The sequence below is a fragment of the Amycolatopsis sp. NPDC051106 genome, from assembly GCF_040682775.1.
Classification (GTDB): domain Bacteria; phylum Actinomycetota; class Actinomycetes; order Mycobacteriales; family Pseudonocardiaceae; genus Amycolatopsis.
Genome location: NZ_JBFBBQ010000029.1, coordinates 52,100 through 72,924 on the forward strand (window position 1 = coordinate 52,100; position 20,825 = coordinate 72,924).

Consider the following 20,825-nt stretch of genomic DNA (forward strand, 5'->3'; position numbering starts at 1 on the left):
CGTCGCGGCCGGCGGCACCCGGCTGCATTTGCCGATCTTCGGCGTGGCGGGCGGCCCTCAGGCCTCGTCCGGCAGGTAGCGCAGGATGTGCAGCAGGCCGCGCTCGTCGACCGCCGACGGGTCCGGCGCGATGCACCGCTCCAGGTCGGCCAGCACCGCGCCGGTGTCGAGGCCCGCGCCGATCAGCACCAGCTCCGTGCGCCGGGGCGCGCCGGCGGGCCACGGCGACCGCTCGAGTTGCACGAACCCCCCGACCGTGTGCAGGTGGAAGCGCGTGTCGGCGGCGAAGTCCGCCTGGCCCTTCATCCGGTAGAGCCCGGCCGGCCGGCGTTCGAGGAAGTCGACGAACGCGCGCGGGGCCAGCGGGGTATCGGCGGTGAACGTCACCGTCTCGTACCGCGCGTGCAGGTGGTGCGAGTGGTCGTCTTCGCGCAGGTCGTCGAAGGACAGCTGGCCGACGCGCTCGCCGCGGGGCTCCGGGTCGAAGAACAGCCTCGGGTCGACGCGCCCGTGCGAGGTGACCAGCAGCGGGCGGCCCGGCGCCAGCTCCTCGACGGTCGCGGTGACCTTGGCCAGCGCCTCGGCGGGCACCCGGTCGGCCTTGTTCAGCACCACCAGGTCGGCCAGACGCAGGTGGTCGGCCAGCTCGGGGTGGCGTTCGCGCGCGGCCTCGAACTCGGCGGCGTCCACGACCTCCGCGAGCCCGCCGTAGCGGATGTCCGGGTTCTCACTGGCGATCATCAGCCGGATCAGGTCGCGCGGCTCGGCGATGCCGCTGGCCTCGACGACGATGACGTCGATTCCCGCTTCGGCCGAGGAAAGCCGCCCCAGCATGGCATCCAGGCCGCTCGCGTCGACCGCGCAGCACAGACAGCCGTTGCCGAGGGAAACCATCGTGTCGACCTGGCCGGCGACGGCGAGCGCGTCGACGTTGACGCTGCCGAAGTCGTTGACCACGACGCCGACCCGGGCGCCCTCGCGGTTGGCGAGCAGGTGGTTGAGCAGCGTCGTCTTGCCCGCGCCGAGGAACCCGGCGACGAGGACCACGGGGATCTTGCGCACGAAACGACTCTACGACGCGCGCGGGCGTGCTGATACACGGGGGACCGCCGCCGGAGTAGGCCGTTCGCCGAATACCCTCGAAAAGACGAATGCGATACGGCGAGAAAGGATCACGGCGGGTTCACCGTCCACTGTGATCGATTGACGGAGAATGCGCTGCGACATGTCCGGATAACGCATGGTGACAGTTATTTTTCCGGCGTTTTCGCTGGCGGGAGCGAAATGGAAGATCGAGGTGCGGCGCCGTTCCCGTCCGGTGGATTGCGTCCGCGAGAACGTCGGGTACTCTCCCCGGCCTGGCCGGAGGTGCTGCTGTGGCAGCAACTTCCGGCCAGGCCCGTTGTCGGCGACCATCGGAGGAACGGTGAACCTTTCCGTCGGGATGCAGAGCACGATTTCGGAGAGTGGGGTGACGTCGTGACGGTTACACCCGAGCGGGTGACGTCCGCTCCACCGATCTACCAGCGCGTCTCGGCGGAGCAGAGCGTCAATTCCGCGGAAGCCGAAGAATTCCTGGACCGGATGTTCGCCGAAGGCGCCGCCGAAGAGGGCGACCGATTCGAGACACGGCTGGCGGAGGTCCGCGCGGAAATCGCCGAAACGGGCACCTACCGGCACACCGCCGCCGAGCCGGCCTACGGCGCGCGCGTCGCGTGGCGCAACTCCGCCCGCTGCATCGGCCGGTTGTACTGGCACAGCCTCCGGATCCGCGACCGGCGCCGGGTCACCGACCCGGCCGCGATCGCCGGCGAGTGCGTCGCCCACCTGCGCCAGGCCACCCGCGGTGGCCGGATCCGGCCGACGATCACGGTGTTCGCCCCGGACACACCCGCGGAGCCCGGGCCGCGCATCCACAACGAGCAGCTGATCCGGTACGCCGGGTACCGCTTCGAGGACGGTTCGGTGCTCGGCGACCCGCGCTACGCCGAGTTCACCGAGCAGGTGCGAAGACTCGGGTGGCGGCCACCGGAGCGAAGAGGCTCCTTCGACGTCCTCCCGCTGCTGATCGAGTCGGTCCCGGGTGATCCGCAGCTGTTCACGCTGCCCGCGGACGCCGTCCTGGAAGTCCCGCTGACCCACCCCGACCACCGCTGGTTCGCCGGGCTCGGGCTGCGCTGGCACGCCGTGCCGGCGATCAGCAACATGCCCCTGGAGATCGGCGGCATCACCTACCCGGCCGCGCCGTTCAACGGCTGGTACGTCGGCTCGGAGATCGGTGCCCGGAACCTCGCCGACGAGCAGCGCTACGACCTGCTGCCGGTCGTCGCCGAGCTGATGGGCCTGGACACCGCGAGCGAACGCACGCTGTGGCGCGACCGGGCGCTGGTCGAGCTGACCCTCGCGGTGCAGCACTCCTTCGACGCGGCCGGCGTGACGATGGCCGACCACCACACCGAGTCGCGGCGGTTCCTGACCCACCTCGACCGCGAGGAACGGTCCGGCCGCCGGTGCCCGGCCGACTGGAGCTGGATCGTCCCTCCACTGTCCGGTGGGCAGACCCCGGTCTTCCACCGGTACTACGACCCGCCGGATCCCGGGCTGCGACCGGCGTTCCTCTCACCGGACTGAGGCAGCCGCGAGGGCCGGGAACCACGGAGAGCAACGGGGGAACGTCCGTATGGCGGATCGTGCCCGGCCCGCGGCGCAGTACCGCGCGGCAAGGCCGACAATGGGACGCATGACCGCAGTCCTCGTCGCCTACGCCGGGCGCCACGGCGGAACCCGGCAGATCGCCGAGGTCATCGCGGCCGAGCTCGGCGAGGCCGGCCTGAGCGTGGACGTGCGCGACGCCGCCGACGTCGCCGCGGTCGGCGACTACGCCGCGGTCGTCGTCGGCAGCGCCCTGTACTACCACCGGTGGCGGCCCGAGGCCGTCCGGTTGCTGGAACGCCACGCCGCGGTGCTCGCGGAGCGTCCGGTGTGGCTGTTCCACAGCGGGCCGTGCGGCCCGGGCGCGGCCTCCCAGCAGGTCAGCCTGCCGGCGAACGTGGCGCTGCTCGCCGCGCGCATCGACGCGGAGCGCACCGCCACCTTCGGCGGCCGGCTCGACCCGGCGTGCGTGCGCGGCCTGATCCCGCGGCTGATGGCGTCGGGGCAGCGCGCGGGCGACTTCCGCGACTGGGACCGGATCAAGGCGTGGGCCCGCGACGTCGGCCGCCGCGTCCGCACCCGCGTCCCGCTCTGAACCCTTGCCCGCGCGGGGCGGTGAGTGCTAGACCAGCCCTGAGGTCTTCCGGTGGAGAACCGACGGGACGGGGCGAACGTGACGGATCGGCAGGCGGGGCCCGAAGCCGGCAAGAAAGCGCTTACATCCGATCAGCGCAACGCGTTCCTCGCGGCGCTGCTCGGCTGGAGCATGGACTCGTTCGACTACTTCCTCGTCGTGTTCGTCCTCGCGGACATCGCGAAGGACAAGTCGTTCGGCGCGACGGCGACGCAGCTGGCGTTCATCACCACGGCGACCCTGGTGATGCGCCCGGTCGGCGCCCTGCTGTTCGGCCTGTGGGCCGACCGGGCCGGCCGGCGGATCCCGCTGATCGCCGACGTCCTGCTGTACTCGGTGGCCGGTCTGCTGTGCGCGTTCGCGCCGAACTTCACCGTGCTGCTGATCCTGCGGTTCGTCTACGGCCTCGGGATGGGCGGCGAATGGGGCCTCGGCGCGGCGCTGGCGATGGAGAAGATCCCGGTCGCGCGGCGCGGGTTCTTCTCCGGCCTGCTGCAGGTCGGCTATTCGATCGGGTACCTGCTCGCCGCGCTCGCGTACCTGCTGTTCCACTCGGCCCTCGGCCTCGAGTGGCGCTGGATCTTCGTGCTGAGCATCTTCCCGGCGCTGATCACCCTGCTGATCCGCGCGCGGGTGCGCGAGTCGGAGGTCTGGGAGACGACGCGGGAGAAGCTGCGCGTGACGCGGACGTCGGTCAAGGACATCCTGCTGAACCCGAAGGTGATCCGCCGCTTCTTCTACCTGATCCTGCTGATGACGGCGTTCAACTGGATGAGCCACGGCACCCAGGACGTCTACCCGAGCTTCCTCAAGGCCCACGACAACGGCGGCGCCGGCCTCGGCGCGGCGACGAGCACGTGGATCGCGGTGCTGTACAACGTCGGCGCGATCATCGGCGGGTGTGTGTTCGGCACGCTGTCGGAACGCCTCGGCCGCCGGCGGACCATCGTGACGGCCGCGGTGCTCGGCCTGCCGGTGATCCCGATCTTCGCGTTCGACCACGGCGCGGGCATGCTGGCGCTGGGCTCGTTCCTGATGCAGATCATGGTGCAGGGCGCGTGGGGCGTGATCCCGGCGCACCTCACGGAGATGTCCCCGGACGCGATCCGCGGCTTCTACCCGGGCGTGACCTACCAGCTGGGCAACCTGCTCGCGGCGCTGAACCTGCCGATCCAGCAGGCGATCGCGGAGTCCCACGGGTACTCGTCCGCTCTCTTGTGGACGGTCGTGCCCGGTTTGATCGCGGTCGCGGTGCTCACCGCGCTCGGCAAGGAGGCCAAGGGGATCCGGTTCGGCGAGTCGGCGGTGGCGGCGGCGCCGGCCGGGCCGAAGTAGCCCACCGGACGGCGGGAGCGGGACCGCGAACCGGATCACTCCGGTCGGCGCGAAGTCAGTGCAGCGTCTTCAGCCGTTCGACGAGTTCGAGCCATTCGACCGCCTCGGCCGTCGTGGCGTGGAGCTGCAGCGCCTCGCCCAGGCCCAGCGCGTCGATCGCCCGGCGGACCACCGGCACGCACCCCGCGATCGCGAACGGGACGCCCGCGGCGCGCGCCTCCTCGGCCGCTTCCAGGAGCACTGCCAGCCCGCGGGCGGAACAGTGGGCGGCGCCGGTCAGGTCGAGGACCAGGGCTCGCGGGGCCAGGCCGACCTCGTCGGCGAGCCGGGACCGCAGCCGGGTGCTCCCGGCCAGGTCGATGTCGCCGCGGACGGCCAGGACGCTGACCTCGGCGGTCGTCGTGACGACCAGCGCCGTCGCGGCCTCTTCGCGGAGGCTCTCGTAGTGGCGGGCCATCAGCGCGTCGATGCCCAGGCCGGGCGGGTAGGGCACGGCGTCGATTTCGCGGGCCCACGCGTGCAGGGCCGCGATCACTTCGCGGTGCCGTGCGTCGTCTTCGGGCCAGACCATACCTGTTACATCGCTCGCGGGGCCCCGGGCGCAACAAGTGCGGCTCACAGTGTGACGAGTCCCGCTTCGCAGGCGATGATCGTCAGCCGGACCCGGGTGCCCACTTCGACGGGCGGCTTGCGCGGAGGGTGGGACCCGGTCAGGGTCGGGTCCCACCCTCGCCGGTCAGCCGCAGTGCTCGAACTCGCTGGCGAAGGACGCGCCGCCGGTGGCGCCGCCCCACTTCACGCACTTGTCCGCCGCGGCCGCTTTGACCGGGCCGGCGAACCAGGAGAAGGAGCCGGAGTCGGTCTGCCGCGTCGAACCCTGGACCTCCAGGAAGGCCGAGGTCGCCGTGGGTGTCCCGGTGGCCGCGCTCTTCATCGTGCTGACGCAGTTCTGGCCGTTGGCCGCGTTGTAGGACAGGTAGACCGTGCCCGCCGTGCCGAGCGGCTTCGAGTCGAGCACGCTGTAGCCGCCACCGCAGGCCGGGGCACCGAGAGCCGTTTCGGTGACCGTGGCGTAGCGGATCGTGTCGTTGGCGTGGAACTCCGGGCCCGCCTCGAACAGCACACCGGCCGAGAACTGCGACAGCTGCACCATGTCGGAGTACGCGGCGTCCTGGCCCCAGACGAGCAGGCTGCCCGCGGTGCCGGTCCAGTTGGCGCCTTCGTCGAACGAGGAGTGCACCCGCAGCTCCTTGCGACGGTCGCAAGTGGACGGTGCCGCGAACAGGATCCGGTTGTACTTGCCGCCGGTGTCGGTGGCGCTCATCCGGGCCGTCGAACCCTCCACGGTCGGGGCGACGAGATCGGTGGCGAAGGCGAACTTCGAGCTGAAGGTGGCGCCGCCGTCCGAGCTGATCGCGAAGGCCCGGTTGTGCGTGCCGTCCAGCAGGCACTTGTCGCCGTCGTTCGCCTGGTTGCGCGCGGCGGCGTAGACCCGGCCGTCGGTGAGCTCGGTGACGCTGATCTCCTGCGGGTTCATCGTGCTCACGGCCGGCTTGTCGGTGGCGCCCAGGTGCCACGTGGTGCCGTTGTCGTCGCTGTAGACCAGGGCGCCGACGTTCGAGTAGCTCATGCCGGCGACGAGCCGTCCCTTGTGGACGCCGCGGGTGAGCACGATCCCGTGCGACGGCCCGGTGGCCAGCCAGCTCGGCGCGGACGGGAACCCGAGCTCCGTGGTCAGCACCTTCGGCGCACCCCACGTCTTCCCGTTGTCCTCGCTGATCGACACGCGCGGAACCCGGCCGCAGTCGGGGTTGGTGAAGCACTGCATGGTCGAGAGCAGCACGACCCGGTCGCTGCCCGGGATGACGATCGGCGCCGGGTTCCCCTTCGTGTCGCCGTTCGCCTTGATGACGGTTTGCAGCGCGCTCCACGTCTTGCCGCCGTCGGTGGAGCGCTTCATGACGAGGTCGATGGCGCCGAGATCGTTGCAGAAGCTCGCACCGCCGTTACGGCCTTCGGCAAAGGCGAGCAGCGCGCCGTCGTCGGCCTTGACGACGGTGGGGATGCGGTAGCAGTCGTGACCCTCGGTGTTCTTGCTGAACACCAGGGTGCTGGCGACATCGGCCTGCGCGGTGCTGGTGCCGACGGCGGCCGGGACGGCGGCTGCGGCGCACCCCAGCAGCCCGGCCAGCAGGCCTCGGGCGATCCGGGTGATCTTCACGGGCTCTCCTGCGGATTCGTTCTACGTCCTACGTCTCGGCGGTAGCGTCGACTCGGCCTGTACAAGACCCGTACAACCCGGCGTATAACGACGTACACGTTGCCGGTAGGGGAACGTCAGGTGAACGCGGCCAGCGTGCCGAACCCGGTCCCCAGCACGAGAAGCGTCGACAGCAGACCCAGCAGCAGCGCCCGGCCGCCACCGCGCAGGAGTGGCCCGAGCCGGACGGCGCAGCCGAGGCCGAACAGCGCGCCGGCGAGCAGGAGCGTCGACGCCGTCTTCGTGACGTCGAGCGCGAACGCCGGGACGAGCCCGGTGCTGCGGACCACGACCATCGCGAGGAACCCGAGGACGAACAGCGGGACCAGGGGAGTGTGCCCGCCGCGGCGGGTGCGCTCGGTGGCACCGACGATCGCGACCACCGGCGCCAGCAGGACGACCCGGCTCAGCTTGACCACGATGGCGACCGCGACCGCGGCGGCGCCCGCCGGCCCGGCGGCCGCGACGACCTGCGCGACCTCGTGCACCGAGATCCCGGCCCAGCTGCCGGCCCTGGTCGCGTCCAGGCCGAGGGCGCGGGCGAGCAGGGGGAGCACGCCGAGGGCGAGGCTCCCGTAGCAGGTGACGAGCGCGACGGCGGTCGCGACGTCTTCGTCGTCGCGCTCGACCACGCCCTCCATCGCCGCGATCGCCGAGGCGCCGCAGATGGAGAAGCCGGTGGCGACCAGCAGGGCGAGGCCGCGCGGGACCCGGACGAGCTTGCCGAGGCCGAGCGTGCCGAGGAACGTGACGGTGACCGTCAGCACCACCGCGGCGAGCGTGCCGGGGCCGAGCGCGAGCACGGCCGGGATGGCGAGCTGCAGGCCGAGCAGGACGACACCCGCGCGCAGCAGGCGTTTCGTGATCCGGGCGACGGCCGTGCGGTGCTCGTCGGTGAGGATGGGCGTGCTTCCGGCGACGATGCCCAGCACCACGGCGACGGTGAGTGCGCCCGCCACCGGCCAGACCGAGCTCAGTGCGTACGCCGCGGCGACGCCGAGCCCGGTGATCGCCAGGCCGGAGGTTTTCGCTGCCGTCAGTGCCATGCTCCCAGCGTCCCTCTCGCCGGGGAGTTCGGGTAGCCGTCGCTTCGCGGGGAGGTCATAGACTGGGGCTATGACCGGACCGGATCTGGACTCGCTGCGCCTGCTGGTGCTCGTCGACGACCTCGGCAGCATCGGGCAGGCGGCCGGGGCGCTCGGCATCGCCCAGCCTTCGGCGAGCAAGCGGCTGTCCACTTTGGAAAGACAGTTGGGACTGTCCCTGGTGGACCGGACCCGGCGGGGTTCGGCGCTGACCCCGGACGGCCGGGTGATCGCGGGCTGGGCGCACCGCGTGCTGGCCGAAGTGGACGGACTGCGCACGGGTGCGGAGGCGCTGCGGACCCAGCGCGGCGCGAAGCTGCGGGTCGCGGCGAGCATGACGCTGGCCGAGCACTTCGTACCCGCGTGGATCGGCGAGGTGAAGCGGATCGAGCCGGACACCTACGTCGGGCTCGAGGTGGTGAACTCGGAACACGTGGCCGACCTGGTCACCGGCGGCCGGGTGGACCTCGGGTTCGTCGAGTCGCCGGGGCCGTGGCCGGGCCTGTCCACGCGGCGGGTCGCGACGGACCGGCTCGTCGTGGTGGTCCCGGCCGGGCACCCGTGGGCGCGCCGTCGCCGTCCGCTGACGGCGGCCGAGCTGGCGGCGACGCCGTTGGTGGTGCGGGAACCCGGTTCGGGGACGCGCGAGACGGTCGAGGCGGCGTTGCGCCGGGCCGGGGCGGGGTCGGTACGGCCCTTGCTGGAGCTGGGATCGGCGTCGGCGGTGCGCAACGCGGTGATCGCCGGCGCCGGACCGGCGGTGATCAGCGAGCTGGACGTGGTGCGCGAGGTGGCGGGCCGCCGGCTGGTGCCGGTCGCGGTGGCCGGGGTCGAGCTCGGCCGGGTGCTGCGAGCGGTGTGGCCGGCGGGGCGCCGGCTGTCGGGCCCGGCGGCGGAGCTGCTGACCCTGGCGGTCAAGTCCGGGGCGGCGTGAGGTCCGGCCGGCCGTCGAGCTTGGCTTCGATCCGCGCGAGGGCGCCGGCGACGTAGTCGATCTTCGCTTCCAGCACGGCGATCCGGCGGCAGTTCTCCCGCAGCTCCGGCAGGATGCTCGCCACGGTCGCCGGGGTCACCTGCGGGGTGCCGTAGTTGTCGTAGAACAGCGGGCTGTGGAGCACGTATTCGGCTGCGTCCATGATCCCCTCCTCGTTTCGCCGCCAGCGTAGGGGAGGGGCCGCGGGTTGCCGTCGATCGCACGGCGATATATCGTCGTAGTGTCGGCGATACGGCGAGTGGAGGAGGCAGTCATGGAGATGAGTGCGGGAGCGGGACGCATGTTCGGCGGTTTCGGGGGCGGGTTCGGCGGGCACGGGCCCGGGTTGGCCGGCCACCACGGCCACGGCGGCTTGGGTCACCCGGGGCCCGGCCGCTCGGCGCAGGGGGAGGGGCCGGGCGGGCGTGGCCATCCGGGGCACGGGCATCCCGACGAAGGGGGAGAGCCGGGCGATCCGGGCCACGTCGGACCACCCCACGGAGGACCGGGCCATCCAGGGATCGGCCTGCCGGGGCACTTCGGGCCACCCCACGGCGGTTTCGGTCACCCCGGTCACGGTTTTCCGGGCGGACTCGCCGGACACCTGGGCCATGACCAGGGTTTCCCGGGCGGACCCGCCGACCACTTGGGTCACCACTCGCCAGGTCACGAGCCAGGCGAGCACCCCGGCCACGACCACGGCATTTCCGGCCACGAGGACTGGGACGCCGGTCCCGAACTGGCGCGCGGTGGGTTCCCGCCCCATCCTCCGCAGCCGCCTGGTCCGCCGGGTGCGCCCGGTTTTCCCGGCTTCCCCGGTGCCCCGGGCTTTCCTGGCGGCCCCGGTTCGTTCGGGGGGCCTGGTGGCTGGGGTGGCGGGGCCGGGCCGTTCCAGCGGGTGCGGGAGTTCCGCGGCCGGGCGCAGGCGCGGCCCGTGCGGCCGGCGGTGCTGGCGCTGCTGGCCGAAGAGCCGATGCACGGCTACCAGCTGATGCAGGAGATCCGGCGCCGCACGAACGAGCGGTGGCGGCCCAGCCCCGGCTCCGTCTACCCGATCCTGCAGCAGCTGGAGGACGAGGGCCTGGTCCACACGGCCGAGACCGGCGGCCGGCGGGTCGCCGAGCTCACCGAGGCCGGCCGGGAGCACGTGGCCGGGCGGGAAGCCGAGTTCGCCGCCCTCTGGGACGACGGCACGCCCGAGGACGAGCCCGGCGCCGACCGCTTCGCGGCACTGTGGCACGCGCTCGGCGAGCTGTCCGGCGCGGCCGCCCAGGTCGGCTACAGCGGTACCGAAGCCCAGGTGGCCGAGGTGAAGAAGATCCTCGCCGACGCGCGCCGCCGCGTCTACGCGGTGCTCGCCGACGCCGGCCTCGAGGACGAGGACTGACTGGCCGGATACTCGAGCCCGCAAGCCGTGAGGGGCACCCTCAGGGGCATATGAGCCCTGACGGTGCCCCTCACGACCGCTCGGCCAAAGTGAGTTGTCCGATGTGGACGGTCCGCCCGGCCGCTAGACTACCGCCGCATGGAGGAAAGGGACTTCGCGGCGCACCTCACCGCGATCATGACCGGCAGCGCGCTCACCATGCTCATCGGCGTCGGGCACCGCACCGGGCTCTTCGAAGCCGCCGCTCAGGGGCCTGCCACGAGTGCCGAGCTCGCTGAACGCGCCGGATTGCACGAACGGTACGTCCGCGAATGGCTGGGCGCCATGGTCACCGGCGGCATCTTCACCCTCGAGGCCGGGCAGTACGCCTTCCCGCCCGGGCACGCGAAGTTCCTGCTCGGCGAGACGTCGGCGAACCTCATGCCGTCGCTGCTGACGCTGAGCGCCTTCACCGGCATCCTGCCCGACCTCGAACGCAGCTTCGCCGACGGCGGCGGCGTCCCGCGGTCGGCGTACGGCCCCTACCTCGAAACCCTCGGCGCGAAGACCGGCGACAGCTGGAAGCACGTCTACCGCGAGCACCTCGTCGACGGCTTCTTCGGCGCCGTCCCGGGTCTGAAGCAGAAACTCACCGCGGGGGCGTGCGTGCTCGACCTGGGCTGCGGCACCGGGAACGCCGTCGCCGTCGCCGCCCGCGCTTTCCCCGCGTCGCGGTTCACCGGCCTCGACATCAACGCGACCGTCGTCGAGCAGGCGCGGGAGACCGCGGCCGGGTTGGCGAACGCCGAGTTCGCCGTCGGGGACGCCGCGGAGCTGGCCGGTGAGTTCGACGTCATCACCGCCTTCGACGCCATCCACGACCAGGACCGTCCGGACGTCGTGCTCCGCCGGATCCGGGGTGCGCTGAAGCCGGACGGCCTGTTCTTCATGGTGGACACCAACTTCTCCAGCGACGTCGCGAAGAACGTCGGCAACCCGCTGGCCGCGCTCTGCTACTCGATCAGCCTGATGTACTGCACGACGACGTCGCTGGCCGAGGGCGGCGCCGCGCTGGGTGCGATGTGGGGTACCGAAACCGCGAGGGAGATGCTCGCGGACGCGGGATTCGGGCACGTCGACGTGCTCGCTTCCCCGCGTCCGCAGAACTGCATCTACGCCTGCCGGCCGTGAGTCACTGCTGGTACGGCGCCGCCGCGGCCTTGGCGGCGGTGACGAACGCGCCCTTGTTCTTCGGCCAGAACGTGCTGTCGACGCAGGTGTAGCGGGGCAGGAAGCCGCCGCAGGTGCCGCTCGAGCCGCCGACCTCGAACGTCACGCTGGCGACGCCGAGTTCGCCGTAGGTGAAGTCGTCGGTGGTGCCGCTCGTGTCGTAGCCGACGGTCTCCTCGTTGGTGCCGACGAGGTAGCCGTTCGACGCCGAGTACTTCGCGCCGAGCCTGCGGTACTGCGCGTCGTTCGGCGAGGTGGCCTGCGTGAAGCCCCACGGGATGATGATGTCGTTGCCGTAGCTGTGCAACGTGATCATCGTGCCCTTCGCCGTCGTGGGCGCCGGGTCGTTGTTGCCGGTGCCGCGCTGGTCCGGGAAGATCGACCGCGCCAGCTTCTCCAGCGCCTGCGTCTCGGGTTCGGAGCCGGCGCTCACGCCCTGGTAGGTTTCGGAGCAGGCCGAATTGGAGTCGGCACCCCACTTGAACGTCGAGTTCCGGTTGAGGTCGATGCCGATGTTCGTGCCGGTGCAGCCGCCGCGGGTGTTGTTCGCGTTCTTGCGCTGCAGCTTCGGCGAGTTGCCGCCCGAGGCGACGATGTCGACGCCGTCCGGGTTGGAGATCGGCACCACCCACACCTCGGTGGTGTCCAGAATGGACTTCGCGGTGGCGTCGGTGGCGTAGCCGTCGGCGAGGTAGTCGATCCAGCGCCAGGCCAGCTCGCCGGTCGACAGCTCGCGCGCGTGGATCTGGGCCATGATGAAGAACTTCGGCTTCGGCGACGTCGTCGAGAGCGTGCAGTCGCCGGACTGCTTCTTGGTGAGGCAGATGGCTTGGATGTCGTGGCCGCCCTGGCCCTTGGTCTTCTTCCACGACTGGCCGATCGTGTACTTCGTGGCCAGGTCCGGGTGCGCGGCGGCGACGGCGGCGAGGTGGTTCTCGTGCGCGGTGACGGTGCAGTACCCGCCGTAGAACGTGTCGGCCGCCAGGGAGTTCGCCTGCGCCGGGAGTTCCTTGTAGACGGTGTCGAAGAACGAAGGCCGGTAGCCCAGCGCCCGCAGCCGGTTCACGACGGCCTGGCCGCCGACGACGTAGGCGGCTCCGGCGTCCCCTTCCTCGACGTCGAACCCGGCGTTCTCGAGGGCGTGCGCCTGGGCGGGGGTCGCCGGGACGCGCCAGAACACGGGGGTGTCGGCGGCGGGCTGCGCGGCCGCGGTGCCGCCGAAGAGCGCGGACAGCACGATCCCGGTCGCCGCCAGGGCGAGCCGGGACAGGGACCTTGACACCATCGGGGGATCTCCTCACGGCCGCACGGATGGAGTTCCGGCCCGGGGCACTCGGTCACCGGACCGGCACGCACAGTGTGTCGCTCCGGGACAAACCTGCCATACCCCCGAAAGTCGCGAAACCGGTCGCGCCCACCTCCGCGGCCCGCGCTCACTATGCTCGGAGTGGTCAGATCCGCTTTCCGACCGGGGGTGCCGCTTGCCGATCCACGAACTCGTCTTCCGGGGCAAACGCCTGTCCAGCGACCACGCGCTGGTGATGGCGATCGTCAACCGCACCCCGGACTCGTTCTACGACAACGGGGTGACGTACCTGGAGGAGCGCGCGCAGGCGGCCATCGGCCGGGCGATCGAGGACGGCGCGGCGGTGATCGACATCGGCGGCGTGCCGGCCAGCCCGGGGCCCGAGGTCACGGTCGCGGAGGAGATCGCCCGCGTGGTGCCGACCGTCGCATGGGCCCACGAGCACTTCCCGGACGTCGTGGTCAGCGTCGACACCTACCGCGCCGAGGTCGCCGACGCGGTGTGCCGGGCCGGCGCGGACCTGATCAACGACAACTGGGCCGCCTACGAGCCGGAGATCCTCGACGTCGCCGCGGAGCACGGCGCGGGGTACATCTGCGCGCACGTCGACGGTCTCGACCCGCGGACCGACCCGGTGAAACCGCAGTACGACGACGTGGTCGCGGCGGTCGTCAAGGACACCGCCGAGCTCGCCGAGCGGGCGGTCGCGAAGGGCGTGCCCCGCGAAGGGGTGATGATCGACCCCTGCATCGACTTCTCGAAGAACACCTACCAGTCCCTGGAGATCCTGCGCAACGTCGACAAGCTGGTCGCCACCGGCTGGCCGGTGCTGATGGCGCTGTCCAACAAGGGCGTGGTCGGCGAGACGCTCGACGTCCCGATGGGTGACCGGGTCACCGGCACCCTCGCCGCCACCGCGCACGCGGCCGCGCAGGGCGCCGCGATGTTCCGGGCGCACCAGGTCCGCGAGACGCGGCACGTCACCGAAATGATCGCGAGCATCGTCGGCACCCGTCCGCCGAAGAACGCCGTGCGGTGGCTGTGATCCGGCAGATCTGGCCACCGGAACGCACCCGGGAGATCGGACCGGACGACCTGGAAGCCCTCTACCGCTTCCCCGACGCCGCGAAGTGGCTGGTCGTCAACTTCGTGGCGAGCACCGACGGCGCGATCACGGTGGGCGGCCGGTCCCGGCCGCTGTCCACCGCCCCCGACCGGGTCGTCTTCAAGCTGGGCAGCGACCTGGCCGACGTCCTCCTGCTCGGGGCGGGGACCGCGGTGATCGAGGAGTTCGACGGCGTCCACCCGGACGCGGCGACGGCCGAGCGCCGCCGCCGCAACGGCCTCGAGCCGATCCCGCCGATCGCCGTCGTGACGACGGGCCGCAGCCTGCCGCCGGACGCGCCGGTGCTCACCCGGGCCGCGGTGCCGACGATCGTGCTCACCTGCGAGCGGGCGCCGGCGGACCTGCGCGACGCCTGGAAGGCGGCGGGGGCCGAGGTGGTCGTCGCGGGCGAGGACGCGGTGGCGCTCGACGTCGCCGTGGCCGCCCTCACCGAGCGCGGCCTCCGGCGGATCGACTGCGAAGGCGGGCCGAAGCTGTTCGCGTCGCTGGCCGAGGCGGGCCTGGTCGACGAGTTCCGGCTGACGGTCGCGCCGTTCCTCGTGGCCGGGACGGCGGACCGCGCCGCGGTGGGCGGCGCGTTCGACCCGCTCGAGCTGGAGCTGGCCACGGTCCTGACCGACGGCGCGAGCCTGCTGACCCGGTACCTGGTGCCGTGACGGCGGCTCGTGACGCGCTGGTCGCGGTGGCCGCGCTGCTGGCCCCGGCCGTGCCGGAGGTCGCCGGGCGGGCCGCGGCCGCGCACGACGACCCCGGCGCCTACCTGGTCGCGCACGCGGATCAGCTCGACGAACGCGGCATCGACGAGCCGATCCCCGAGCTGGCCTGGATCGCGCTGGTGGACGCGCTCGCCGACCACGACCTGCTGGCCGAGGTGGACTGGAAGGAAGCGGCGGACGAGATCGTCAGCCGGCTTCGGGCGCTGCGGTCCGCGCCTCCGGCCGAGGCCTGGGCGGGGCTCGCCGAGTCGGACCTGCCCACCTACGAGTTCCTGGCGGCGGCGGGGCACCGGCTGGCCGCTGCCGGAACGGCGCTCGCCGTCCTGGACATCGAATCCGACTGCTACCCGCTCGTGCTCCTGCCGGCCGGCCGCGCCGGTGAACTCGAGCGGCTCGCCGCGGCGGCCGGGTTCACGGCGGCCGTGCCGACGGCGTGAGCCGGGGCCGGCCACCTCGGTGACCGGCCCCGGAACGCTACTTCTTCAAGCCGTGCTCGATCGCCTCGATGATCCGCGGCCGCAGCTCGGCCGTGCTGATGATCGCGTCCACCGAGCCGACCTCGACGGCGCGCTGGATGCTGTGCACCTTGTCGAACTCCGCCGCGATTTCGCTGACCTTCTCCGCGCGGACCGACGACTGGATCTCCGCGAGCTTGGCGCTGAGCGCGGCCCGCTCGGCGGCACCGGCCGCCGAGACCTGGGTCTGGAGCTCGGTCACCCGCGGGTCGTTGGCCGTGCGCTTGGCCACCTCACCGGCGAACACGACCGCCGCCGCCGGGGCGCCACCCAGCACCGAGGCGAACGACCCCTCCAGGGCCAGCACCGTCATGTTCGGGTTGAGCGCCTTGGAGAACACCACGAACGCGCCGCCGTGGTAGCGCGAAATCACGGTGAACACGATCGGGCCCTCGAAGTTGACGATCGCCCGGCCGATCTCCGCGCCGTACTCCAGCTGCAGCTTGCGCAGCGACTCCGGCGAGCCGTCGAAGCCGGACAGGTTCGCCAGCACGACCAGCGGCCGGTTGCCCGACGCCGCGTTGATCGCCCGCGCCGTCTTCTTCGACGACCGCGGGAACAGCGTGCCCGCGGTGTAGGTGTCCGGCCCGTCGGTGGGGGGGAAGCCGCGGCGCGGCACCGAACGCGACTCGATGCCGACCAGGCAGACCGGGCGGCCGCCGATGTGCACGTCCTGCACCGCGGCCGTGTCGGCGTCGGCCATGCCCGCCCAGCGCTCCAGCACCGGGTGGTCCTGGTCCGACAGCGCGCGCATCACCGTGCGGATGTCGAACGGCTTCTTGCGGTCCGGGTTGTGCTCGGCCGAGAAGATCTCGCCGACGGTCGTGAAGTCGCTGCCGACGATCGCGTGCGGGAACGACGAGACGTCGCGGTCGACCGGGTCGTTCGTGCCGACCTTCCGCGGTCCGGCCTCGCCCGGGACGACGTACGTGTGGTCGTAGTGCGACATCAGCACCGCGCGGGCGGCCGGCAGGTTCGGGGCCCAGTACTGCGCCTGGCCGTTCGGGCCCATGACGCGGTCGTAACCGCCGATGCCGAAGTTGTCCTCCGCCGACACACCGCCGGAGAAGTCGAGCGCCTGCTTGCCGGTGAGGACCATCGCCGAGTCCGGCGTCATGATCAGGACACCCTTGGTGTGCATGAGCATCGTGGCTTCGGCGTTCCAGTACGGCTGGGCGCCGACGTTGATCCCGTTGACCACGATGTTGATCTCGCCGCCGTCCTGGGTGAACGTGACGATCCGCTTGAGCGCCGCGGCCACCCAGTCCATGTTCTCGGTGCCCGAGGACATCGAGATCCGCGCCCCGGACGACAGCGCGAACCACTCCAGCGGCACCCGCATGCGCTCGGCCAGGTCGAGCGCCGCGATGACGCGCGAGCACTCCGGCTCCGACAGCGCGCCGAGCGACTTCGTCGGGTCGCCGATCAGCACGACGCGGGTGACGCCCTCGGGGTGCCGCTCGGTCGGGGTCGTGACGACGCCCGCGACGATCGCCGCGGTGTTCCGGCCCTTCGGCCGGTCGACCGGCACCAGCGCGCCGGCAGCGTCGAAGTCGTGCTCGGTGAACGTGCCCTCCGGCCCGGCTAGCAGCCCGGTCAGCTCGTACGGGTAGACGGTTCCGCGCCGCGCCGCGCGCAGCACCTTCAGGCGGTAGTCGTCCAGCGGCTTGACCGGCTCGGTCGACGCCGGCCCGACGTGCAGCCGCGCGCCGTGGCCCGGGTCGAAGGTGATCCGGACGGCGAGCTCGGTCAGCTTGCCCGCCTCGGTGCGCCGGCGGGCCAGGAACTGGACCTCTTCCAGCCCGGCGCCCACCGACGTCGGCAGGATGCGCTGGACGAGCGTGTTCAGCTCTTCGGTGGTCAGCTCCGTCTGCGGCCAGACGTACATCATGATCCGGTTGGTGTCGAACCGCTTGTTCTGCGGCCGCTGCGCCTGGATGTTGCGGATCGCGTCGAGGCAGGCGGTCACCGCGTCCTCGAGCGCGGGCAGGGCGACCAGCCGGCCGTCGGCCTCGCGCAGCGGCGTCAGGTCGCGGACCTGGCCCATCGCGATCAGCCGCTCGTCGGCCGGGTTGCTCTTCGCGACGGCCTTGAAGAGGTAGATCTCCTCGTCCGCCGACGGCAGCCGGGTGAGGTCGAACTCGTGCAGCCGCTGCAGCTGCAGCCGCTGCGCGATCTGGGGGTGCAGGCCGCGGATCAGCCGGTCTTCGGTGAAGCCCGCGCCGTCGCGCCGGAACGTGAAGTGGTGGTGCATCACCGCGCCGCCGGTGCCGGCCACGGTGAGCACGACGCGCTGCACGCTCGCCGGCAGCGGGTGCTCGGCCAGCAGGGCGCCGAGCCGCTCCGCCGCCGCGTCGACGTCCGGCTGGTCCTCCCAGCGCACGTACAGGTCGGCGACGACGCCTTCGGTCGCCACCTCGCCGAGCGCGCGGACGGCGTCGGGCAGGGCGGTGATGTCGACGGCGGTGGTGACCAGCGGCAGCACGCCGTCCGGGGTGTTGAGCTCGGCGGTCAGCAGCCGGCAGCCGGCGATGTCGCGCACGGCGACTCCGGACAGCCGGCGGTTGCCGTAGTAGCGGCGGGTCAGCACCTCCAGCAGCGGCGCGTGGTCGCGGCCGGGCCGCCCGATCCGCTGCCCGATCAGCCGGACGAGCGGCTGCGAGCCGGTGATCATGGCCTGGATCCGCTCGGCGCGGTCCGCGGCGTCCGGGTGCTGGTCGAGGTAGCGCAGTTCGGTGCGGACGGCGGCGTAGACCTCGGCGCGGTGACGGCGCAGCAGCGGCTGGGCGAACCAGCGGAACACCACGCCGCGGGCCAGGTCGGACACCGCGGGGAAACGCACCTGCGTGGCTTCGACCAGGTGCTCCAGGGTCAGCCCGGCGCGGTCGCTCAGCGACTCCGCCGGCTGAGCCCCGGCCAGCCACAGCCGCAGCAGCTCCGAGACGACGGCGACGTCGGCCGAAGTCCGTTGCTGCGCCAGGAAGATCCGGAAGACCGCGGACTCCAGCTCCGGGGTGCGCTCCAGGTCGGTGACGCCGTAGTGGCCGAGCACCTTGGCCAGCTTGGCCTGGAAGCCTTCGGTGACGCCCGCGCGCTCGACGTCGAGGCTCTGCAGGTAGCTGTGGAAGAACTCGCGCGGGCTGTGCACCGCGCCGTTCGGCACGGTGTCGAGCTCCCCGCCCGGGGTGTTGCGGCTCAGCTCGGACAGGTCGGCGAAGACGGTGAGCAGGTCCAGCTCGCCTTCGACCGGCCGGCCACCCAGCTCGGCCCGCGCGGCGACGTAGGCCGACAGGACGCGCTTGCGCTCCGACGGGTCGACGTCGAAGCCGAGCAGCAGGCTGCGCAGGTCCTGGAGACCGCGCTCGACGCGGTCGGCCGCGGAAACGTCCGCCGCTTCGGCCGGCAGGTCGATCTCGACGGTCTCCGTCTCCTCGGCGACCTCGTCCTCGGCGCCGTCGGCCAGCGGCTCCAGGCGCATCAGCGGGGCGCCGGTCTCGACCTGGCTGCCTACCGACACCGGGCACTCGCGGACGCGGGCGCGGAACGGCGCGCGCAGCACCGTCTCCATCTTCATGCTCTCCAGCACGAGGATCGGCGCGTTCGCCTCGACCTCGTCGCCGACGGACAGCGGTGTCGCGACCACCAGCGCGGGCGCGGGGGAGCGGACGACGCCGCCTTCGTCGCGGCTGACGCGGTGGGTGACGCCGTCGACCTCGACGAGGTGGATCGGGCCGTGCGTGGCCGCCACCAGGCGGAACCGCTGCCCGTTGACGCGGATCCGGCCGCTGTGGGCGTCGAAGCGGTCGATCTCGACGTCGGCGTGGTGCACCTCCGACGTCCCGGCCGAGATCCCGACGCGGAAGCGCTGGCGCCCGATGCGCGCGACGCTGACGCGGTAGCCGACGCCGCGGAGCTTGAGGTCGAGCGGGCGGCCGACCTCGTGCTGGACCTGCGGGCGGCCGCCGTGCGCGGTGGAGAGCAGCCGCTGGACGGAGACCTCTTCCTCGTCCTGGTAGGCCTCGATGGCGGCTGCGGCGAGCGCGACCGCGGAGTGCCGGTGGGTGACCAGGCGGCCTTCGGCGCGGACGCGGTCGATCCAGCCGGTGTCGGCGCTCGCGTCGATCACCTCGGGCTGGTCGAGCAGGTCGAGCACGAAGCTCTTGTTGGTGGCGCCGCCCTCGATGATCACGGTGGTCTCGGCCATCGCGCGGCGCAGGCGGCCCAGCGCCTCGTCGCGGTCGCGGCCGTAGGCGATGATCTTGGCGATCATCGAGTCGAAGTCGGCGGGGATCGTGTCGCCTTCGCTGACGCCGGTGTCGACGCGGATGCCGGGCCCGGCGGGCAGCGCCAGCCGCGCGATGCGGCCGGGGGAGGGGGCGAAGTCGCGGTCGGGGTCCTCGGCGTTGAGCCGGGCTTCGACGGCGTGACCGAGCTCGGCCGGCTGGTCGCCTTCGAGCTTGCCGCCGCCGGCGACGTGCAGCTGCAGCCGGACCAGGTCGGTGCCGGTGGTGATCTCGGTGATCGGGTGCTCGACCTGCAGGCGGGTGTTGACCTCGAGGAAGGCGAACAGCTTCTCGCCGGGGTGGTAGAGGAACTCGACGGTGCACGCGCCGCGGTAGCCGACGGCGACCGCGAGCCGCTCGGCCGACGTCTTCAGCTCGGCGGTCTGCGCGGGCGCGAGGACGGGGGAGGCCGACTCTTCGATGATCTTCTGGTTGCGCCGCTGCACCGAGCAGTCGCGGACGCCGAGCGCCCACGCCGTCGCGCCGTCGGAGATCACCTGGACCTCGACGTGCCGGGCGCCGGTGACCAGGCGCTCGAGGAACACGACGCCGGAACCGAACGCGCGCAGGGCTTCCTGGCTGGTGCGTTCGTAGGCGTCGGCGAGGTCTTCGCCGGAGGCCACCATGCGGATGCCGCGCCCGCCGCCGCCCGCGGTGGCCTTGAGCATCAGCGGGTAGCCGATCCGGTCGCCGGCCTTGAGCGCGTCTTCGAGGGTGGCGACCTCGCCGCGGCTCCACGGCGCGACCGGCACGCCGACCTCTTCGGCGATCAGCTTCGCGCCGATCTTGTCGCCGAGCTTGCGCATCGCGTCGGCGCTCGGCCCGACGAAGGTGATGCCGATCTTCTCGCACAGCTCGGCGAAGGCCGGATCCTCGGCGACGAAGCCCCAGCCGACCCACGCGGCGTCGGCCTTCGTCTCGACGAGGGCCTGCTCCAGCTTGGCCAGGTCGAGGTACGGGCGCGCCGAGGCCGGACCGAGGTCGTAGGCCAGATCGGCCTCACGGACGAAGGTGGCGGTGCGGTCCGCGTCGGTGTAGAGGGCGACCGTCTCGATCTTCGTACCGGTTTCCGCCGACAGATCCCGGACGGCGTGGATGAGCCGCATCGCGGCCTCTCCGCGGTTGACGATGGCGACACGATTGAACACCGGTTGAGCCTCCCAAGTACCCACGCACAGAAGGCGACGCACCTGTCCTGGGGCGTCGCCTGCACCTGTCTACACCCTGCTGGATTACCGCCGGGTAGACCAATGTCCGCGATGGCGCATGCCAAGGCGGCTGCGTTGTGGGAACCCCACAAAAGCGACCGGGGCCACACTGCCACGGACGCATTTCTCGCGAGGA

At 72.1% G+C, this 20,825-nt stretch carries 16 protein-coding genes; 9 read left to right on the forward strand and 7 right to left on the reverse strand.

The features are described from left to right. Window positions 1–57: 57 nt before the first annotated feature. Complete coding sequence (locus tag AB0M83_RS22435; protein ID WP_364519918.1) at window positions 58–1,062, reverse strand: GTP-binding protein; 1,005 nt, start codon at window positions 1,060–1,062, stop codon at window positions 58–60. A 417-nt stretch (window positions 1,063–1,479) separates the two neighbouring features. Here AB0M83_RS22435 and AB0M83_RS22440 point away from each other — a divergent pair, with 417 nt between their 5' ends. The 3 genes from AB0M83_RS22440 (at window position 1,480) to AB0M83_RS22450 (ending at window position 4,621) form a co-directional block, all read left to right on the forward strand. Next, complete coding sequence (locus AB0M83_RS22440) at window positions 1,480–2,631, forward strand: nitric oxide synthase oxygenase (protein ID WP_364519920.1); 1,152 nt, start codon at window positions 1,480–1,482, stop codon at window positions 2,629–2,631. A 109-nt stretch (window positions 2,632–2,740) separates the two neighbouring features. After that, the gene (locus tag AB0M83_RS22445; RefSeq protein ID WP_364519922.1) at window positions 2,741–3,247 is read left to right on the forward strand and encodes a flavodoxin domain-containing protein; all 507 of its coding nucleotides are present in this window, start codon (window positions 2,741–2,743) and stop codon (window positions 3,245–3,247) included. A gap of 51 nt (window positions 3,248–3,298) precedes the next feature. After that, window positions 3,299–4,621 carry an MFS transporter gene (locus tag AB0M83_RS22450; protein WP_364519924.1) on the forward strand — a complete coding sequence of 441 codons (1,323 nt, stop codon included), beginning with the start codon at window positions 3,299–3,301 and terminating at the stop codon, window positions 4,619–4,621. Between the two features lie 55 nt (window positions 4,622–4,676). Here the strand turns inward: AB0M83_RS22450 and AB0M83_RS22455 are convergent, their stop codons facing one another. The 3 genes from AB0M83_RS22455 to AB0M83_RS22465 form a co-directional block, all read right to left on the reverse strand. Then, a complete protein-coding gene (locus tag AB0M83_RS22455) occupies window positions 4,677–5,192 on the reverse strand; it encodes an STAS domain-containing protein (RefSeq protein ID WP_364519926.1) in 516 nt (171 codons plus the stop codon). A 165-nt stretch (window positions 5,193–5,357) separates the two neighbouring features. Next, window positions 5,358–6,842, reverse strand: coding sequence for a sialidase family protein (locus AB0M83_RS22460; RefSeq protein WP_364519928.1), 1,485 nt, complete (start codon window positions 6,840–6,842; stop codon window positions 5,358–5,360). 116 nt (window positions 6,843–6,958) lie between these two features. Next, window positions 6,959–7,927, reverse strand: coding sequence for a putative sulfate exporter family transporter (locus tag AB0M83_RS22465; protein ID WP_364519930.1), 969 nt, complete (start codon window positions 7,925–7,927; stop codon window positions 6,959–6,961). Window positions 7,928–7,997: 70 nt separating this feature from the next. Between AB0M83_RS22465 and AB0M83_RS22470 the strand changes: the two genes are divergently transcribed. Then, entirely contained in the window at window positions 7,998–8,900 is a 903-nt protein-coding gene (locus AB0M83_RS22470; protein ID WP_364519932.1) for a LysR family transcriptional regulator, read from the forward strand. Here the strand turns inward: AB0M83_RS22470 and AB0M83_RS22475 are convergent. Further along, complete coding sequence (locus AB0M83_RS22475; protein ID WP_364519934.1) at window positions 8,881–9,102, reverse strand: hypothetical protein; 222 nt, start codon at window positions 9,100–9,102, stop codon at window positions 8,881–8,883. The genes AB0M83_RS22470 and AB0M83_RS22475 overlap by 20 nt on opposite strands. A gap of 735 nt (window positions 9,103–9,837) precedes the next feature. On the opposite strand from AB0M83_RS22475, the gene AB0M83_RS22480 reads away from it, so the two are divergent. After that, a complete protein-coding gene (locus AB0M83_RS22480; RefSeq protein WP_364519936.1) occupies window positions 9,838–10,326 on the forward strand; it encodes a PadR family transcriptional regulator in 489 nt (162 codons plus the stop codon). 138 nt (window positions 10,327–10,464) lie between these two features. Then, window positions 10,465–11,496: a methyltransferase domain-containing protein gene (locus tag AB0M83_RS22485; RefSeq protein ID WP_364519938.1), complete on the forward strand. Its 1,032-nt coding sequence runs from the start codon at window positions 10,465–10,467 to the stop codon at window positions 11,494–11,496. Window position 11,497: 1 nt separating this feature from the next. On the opposite strand, the gene AB0M83_RS22490 is transcribed toward AB0M83_RS22485, so the two are convergent. After that, complete coding sequence (locus tag AB0M83_RS22490; protein WP_364519940.1) at window positions 11,498–12,820, reverse strand: M14 family zinc carboxypeptidase; 1,323 nt, start codon at window positions 12,818–12,820, stop codon at window positions 11,498–11,500. A 202-nt stretch (window positions 12,821–13,022) separates the two neighbouring features. On the opposite strand from AB0M83_RS22490, the gene folP reads away from it, so the two are divergent. The 3 genes from folP to AB0M83_RS22505 are packed head-to-tail and all read left to right on the forward strand — an operon-like array spanning window position 13,023 to window position 15,120. After that, window positions 13,023–13,886 (forward strand): dihydropteroate synthase, encoded by an 864-nt coding sequence (gene folP, locus AB0M83_RS22495; protein WP_364519992.1) that lies wholly within the window; start codon window positions 13,023–13,025, stop codon window positions 13,884–13,886. Beyond that, window positions 13,883–14,623 carry a dihydrofolate reductase family protein gene (locus tag AB0M83_RS22500; RefSeq protein ID WP_364519994.1) on the forward strand — a complete coding sequence of 247 codons (741 nt, stop codon included), beginning with the start codon at window positions 13,883–13,885 and terminating at the stop codon, window positions 14,621–14,623. The genes folP and AB0M83_RS22500 overlap by 4 nt, the downstream gene beginning before the upstream one ends. Beyond that, the gene (locus AB0M83_RS22505; RefSeq protein WP_364519942.1) at window positions 14,620–15,120 is read left to right on the forward strand and encodes a DUF6630 family protein; all 501 of its coding nucleotides are present in this window, start codon (window positions 14,620–14,622) and stop codon (window positions 15,118–15,120) included. Before AB0M83_RS22500 ends, AB0M83_RS22505 begins: the two co-directional genes overlap by 4 nt. Before the next feature lie 37 nt (window positions 15,121–15,157). Here AB0M83_RS22505 and AB0M83_RS22510 read toward each other — a convergent pair whose 3' ends face one another. Next, complete coding sequence (locus tag AB0M83_RS22510) at window positions 15,158–20,629, reverse strand: biotin carboxylase N-terminal domain-containing protein (protein ID WP_364519944.1); 5,472 nt, start codon at window positions 20,627–20,629, stop codon at window positions 15,158–15,160. Window positions 20,630–20,825 lie beyond the last annotated feature (196 nt).